2 protein-coding genes and 1 pseudogene are annotated in these 4,650 nt (G+C 71.5%); 2 read left to right on the top strand and 1 reads right to left on the bottom strand.

What is annotated here, in order from left to right:
- A pseudogene (locus CCN35_RS27935) lies at positions 1-134 on the bottom strand (type I pantothenate kinase); the annotation flags it as partial.
- Positions 135-326: 192 nt separating this feature from the next.
- On the opposite strand from CCN35_RS27935, the gene CCN35_RS25065 reads away from it, so the two are divergent.
- Together CCN35_RS25065 and glmS are read left to right on the top strand one after the other, a co-directional pair.
- Positions 327-1,124: a hypothetical protein gene (locus CCN35_RS25065; protein ID WP_067397086.1), complete on the top strand. Its 798-nt coding sequence runs from the start codon at positions 327-329 to the stop codon at positions 1,122-1,124.
- A gap of 378 nt (positions 1,125-1,502) precedes the next feature.
- Positions 1,503-3,350, top strand: coding sequence for a glutamine--fructose-6-phosphate transaminase (isomerizing) (gene glmS / locus CCN35_RS25060; RefSeq protein WP_067397087.1), 1,848 nt, complete (start codon positions 1,503-1,505; stop codon positions 3,348-3,350).
- Positions 3,351-4,650: the final 1,300 nt, after the last annotated feature.

Below are 4,650 nucleotides of genomic sequence, written 5' to 3'. Positions count from 1 at the left end.
TCCTCGGCGGACAGCGGCAGCGGCGTCTTGTCGCGCAGCGCACTCCACTCGGCGCGGGTGAGATCGACGTAGGGAGTCGCCTCCGACCGGGGCCGGTGGGCGCTCCGGGGTATCGAGGAGACCGGAGAAATCACAGTTCATTGTGAACGGAGTTTGAACAGGGCGCGGCGTGGGCTGTGTCACGTGGCGGAACGAAGATCACGCGGGTGTCACGGTCGGGTACCGGGTGGAGAATTCATGATCATTTGTGGGGGTGGTGTGCATAGGCTGCGGTGAACCGGTGCGGGGTGTCCCGCCGGTCCCTACGCCGAAAGAAGAGAACGTCTGTGAGATCCCACGTGGTCCGTCGTACGGCCCTGACCGCGTCCGCCGCCGCTCTGGCCCTCCTCGTCACCGCCTGCGGCGGTTCGTCCGAGGGCGGCGGCGACGACTCGGGCAAGGCCGGCGGCGACAAGGCCGCCCAGGCCGACAAGACCCCCTCCGCGGCCCCCGCCAAGGCGCTGACCGCCGAGGAGCTGGAGAAGGCCGCGCTCACCCAGGAGGACGTCAAGAGCGGCAAGGTCACCACCAAGGTCCCGGCGGCGGACGACGTCGCACAGGACAAGGTCCGCACGGACGACCGGGCCTGCGACCCGCTCGCCCACCTCCAGGCCGGCAGCTACGTCGGCAAGCCGTCGGCCACCGTGAAGCGGTCCTGGCTGGGCGATGTGCGGAAGCCCGAGGCCGGCGCGAAGCCCGAGGAGGCCATGCTGGCCGCCCTGGACCGGGAGAAGGTCATCGTCACCCTGGCCTCCTACGAGGACGGTGGTGCCGAGCAGGCGATGAAGGACCTGACCAAGGCTGCGGCGGCGTGCTCCGGCGGCTTCGCCTACACCGCGAACGGCAACAAGATCAAGATCGTCAAGGTTGCCGTCGGCGATGCGCCCCAGGGCGCCGACGAGGCACTGGCGGTGAACGAGACGATGGACGCCGAGGGCGTCAAGGCCCCGGTCAAGGGCGTCGTCGTCCGCAAGGGCGCCACCCTGGCCTACTTCTCCGCCGCCAACCTCGCCTCGGTCGCCAGCGGCAAGGACTTCGACTTCCCCACGGAGCTCGTCGAGGCCCAGCTCGCCAAGCTGAAGTGAGGCGGGTGTCTGCCGGGGGGCCGGGCGCCCGCGGGGCGTTCGTATTCATAGGGGAGTTTCGCGGGGGAGCCAGGTGCCCACCGGGTGTGTGTGCCGCCCGGTGGGCGCGGCCTGGTGGGCGCGGCCTGGTGTGCGTTGCCCGGTGGGCTTCACCCGGTGGGCGTCGCCTGGTGGGCGTCGCCTGGTGGGCGTCGCCTGGTGGGCGTCGCCCGGCAGGTGTCTTCGGCGGGTGTCCCGCAGGCGTCCGGCGGGTGTCCCGCAGGCATCCCGCAGGCGTCCTGGAAGCATTGCCAGGGAGCTTCCTGCCCCGGTAGGAATTTCCGATTTCGGGCACGAAGTCGCCACTTGAGCCGGGTGACGGCCCGTAGGCTGCCGCCCATGTGCGGAATCGTGGGATACGTGGGGGCGCAGTCGGCGCTCGAAGTCGTGATGGCCGGACTGAAGCGGCTGGAGTACCGGGGCTACGACTCGGCCGGTGTCGCCGTGCTCGCCGACGGCGGGCTGGCGGCGGCGAAGAAGGCCGGAAAGCTGGTCAATCTGGAGAAGGAGCTCGTGGAACGGCCGCTGCCGACCGGCACCACGGGCATCGGCCACACCCGGTGGGCCACCCACGGTGCTCCCACGGACGCCAACGCCCACCCCCACCTCGACAACGCCGGACGGGTCGCCGTCGTCCACAACGGCATCATCGAGAACTTCGCCGCGCTGCGGGCGGAGTTGGAGGAACGCGGACACGAGCTGTCCTCCGAGACCGACACCGAGGTCGTCGCGCATCTGCTGGCCGAGGAGTTCTCCTCCTGCGCCGACCTCGCGGAGGCCATGCGGCTGGTGTGCCGGCGCCTGGAGGGCGCGTTCACCCTGGTCGCCATGCACGCCGACGAGCCCGACGTCGTCGTGGGCGCCCGCCGCAACTCCCCGCTGGTCGTGGGCGTCGGCGAGGGCGAGGCCTTCCTCGCCTCCGACGTCGCCGCGTTCATCGCCCACACGCGCTCGGCGATCGAGCTGGGACAGGACCAGGTCGTGGAGCTGCGCCGGGACGGGGTGACGATCACCGGGTTCGACGGCCGGCCCGCCGAGGTGCACTCCTACACCGTCGACTGGGACATGGCCGCCGCCGAGAAGGGCGGCTACGACTACTTCATGCTCAAGGAGATCGCCGAGCAGCCCAAGGCGGTCGCCGACACCCTGCTGGGCCGTATCGACGAGGCCGGGAACCTGACGCTGGACGAGGTGCGGATCAGCGCCTCGGAACTCCGCGAGATGGACAAGATCGTCATCGTCGCCTGCGGCACGGCCTTCCACGCGGGCCTGATCGCCAAGTACGCCATCGAGCACTGGACGCGGATTCCGTGCGAGGTGGAACTGGCGAGCGAGTTCCGCTACCGGGACCCGATCCTGGACGCACAGACCCTCGTCATCGCCATCTCCCAGTCGGGAGAGACGATGGACACCCTGATGGCGCTGCGCCACGCCCGCGAGCAGGGCTCCAGGGTGCTGGCCATCTGCAACACCAACGGCTCGACCATCCCCCGTGAGTCCGACGCGGTGCTCTACACGCACGCGGGCCCGGAGATCGCGGTCGCCTCGACGAAGGCGTTCCTGACGCAGCTGGTGGCCTGCTACCTGGTGGCGCTGTACCTGGGCCAGGTACGGGGCACCAAGTGGGGCGACGAGATCCAGGCGGTGATCCGCGACCTGTCGCGGATCAGCGGAGCGGTGGAGCGCGTCCTGGAGACGATGGAGCCGGTGCGGGAGCTGGCCCGCTCGCTGGCCGACAAGAACACGGTGCTGTTCCTGGGGCGGCACGTGGGCTACCCGGTCGCCCTCGAAGGCGCCCTGAAGCTCAAGGAGCTGGCGTACATGCACGCCGAGGGCTTCGCGGCCGGCGAGCTCAAGCACGGCCCGATCGCCCTGATCGAGGAGGACCTGCCGGTGGTCGTGGTGGTGCCGTCGCCGCGCGGCCGGTCCGTCCTCCACGACAAGATCGTCTCCAACATCCAGGAGATCCGCGCGAGAGGCGCACGCACGATCGTGATCGCGGAGGAGGGCGACGAGGCGGTCGTCCCGTACGCCGACCACCTCATCCGCATCCCGGTGACGCCGACGCTGCTGCAGCCGCTGGTCGCGACGGTGCCGTTGCAGGTGTTCGCGTGCGAGCTGGCGACGGCGCGGGGCAACGAGGTGGACCAGCCGCGGAACCTGGCGAAGTCGGTGACGGTGGAGTAGCCCCCGGGCGCGGCTCGGCTGCGGCCGGGGCGCCCGGTCGCGGGCTCGGCGTTCGGTCGCGGGCTCGGGCGGTCCTCAGCGGTCTTCAGCGGTCCTCGGCGGCTTCCAGGGGTTTGCGGTGGGCCTCGGGTGGGCCGCCCAGGGGTTTGCTGGGCCCCGGGGTCTTCGGTGGGCTCCGGTGGTCTCGGGGGTTTCTGGTGGGCCCCGGTGGTCTCGGGGGTTTCTGGTGGGCTCCGGTGGCTTTCAAGTGGCCGTGGGGCCGCCCGCTTCTCGGGTCAGTGTCGTGCTTCCGCGGACCGGGTCAAGGGCGCTGCGCGTCGCCTGCGGCGATGGCCCTTTGGGCCACCCTTGACCCGGTCCGCTCCAGCACGGTGGAGAAGCGAGCGGGCGGCCGGGGAGGGAAGCGGGTGGCCCAGGTGGGCGGCCCCTGGGGTGGGCTGCATGGGCCGGCTGGGTCGGGGGGCGCGCTCGCGCCTCGCCGGCACGCCGGGCCGGTCCGGCGGCTTGCGGCCGGTGGAGAGTGCGGAAGGACGCCCGGCAGGGCGGGGGCCCACCGGGCCGGTCCGGCGACTTGCGGTGAGTGGGTGCAGACGACGCGCGGGCAAAGGGGCCACCGGGCGCGGTTTGGCGACTTGCGGTGGGGCGGGGGTGAGGGAAGGAGCGTGGATGGGGCGGAGAAGGTGCAAGTGGCGGATTTGGGCCAGTTCCAAGGGTGAAACCGTGGACGGCGCTTTCGTTCTTGGCCCGAATCCGCCACTTGTCCCTCAGGCTGGTACTAGTGGGGCTGGTTTGGCGGTTTCTGCGCGGTCTGGGTGGTCATGCCTCTTCTCGCGGATTGCGCGCCCCCTTCCCGCAGATTGCGCGCCAGGAGCAATCACCGGCCTCGAACCCGCCCTGCGGAACCACGCACAGCACTCCCCATTGGCCCATTCACCACTGGGCCGGTCACCTCTGGTTCGCTCCGGCGAGCCATCACCCAGCCTGTCGCACGGCGTGGTGTACCTGTCCCCCGGTCCGCTCACCGGCCGCAAGCCGCCAAGCCGACCCGACGTGCCCCGCCCTGCCGTGTGTCCTCCGCACCCCGCCCCACCGCAAGCCGCCGGACCACGCCCGGTGGCCCCTTTGCCCGCGCGTCGTCTGTACCCCCACCGGCCGCAAGCCGCCGGACCGGCCCGGCGTGCCGGCGAGGCGCGAGCGCGCCCCCGACCCAGCCGGCCCATACAGCCCACCCCAGGGGCCGCCCACCTGGGCCACCCGCTTCCCTCCCCGGCCGCCCGCTCGCTTCTCCACCGTGCTGGAG

Source organism: Streptomyces thermovulgaris, from assembly GCF_002155915.1.
Classification (GTDB): domain Bacteria; phylum Actinomycetota; class Actinomycetes; order Streptomycetales; family Streptomycetaceae; genus Streptomyces; species Streptomyces thermovulgaris.
This window is presented reverse-complemented; position numbering and strand designations above follow the sequence as displayed.

What these genes read in the sequence shown, in the direction of transcription:
- glmS (WP_067397087.1), top strand. Translation starts at nt 1,503, where the DNA reads ATGTGCGGAATCGTGGGATACGTGGGGGCGCAGTCGGCGCTCGAAGTC.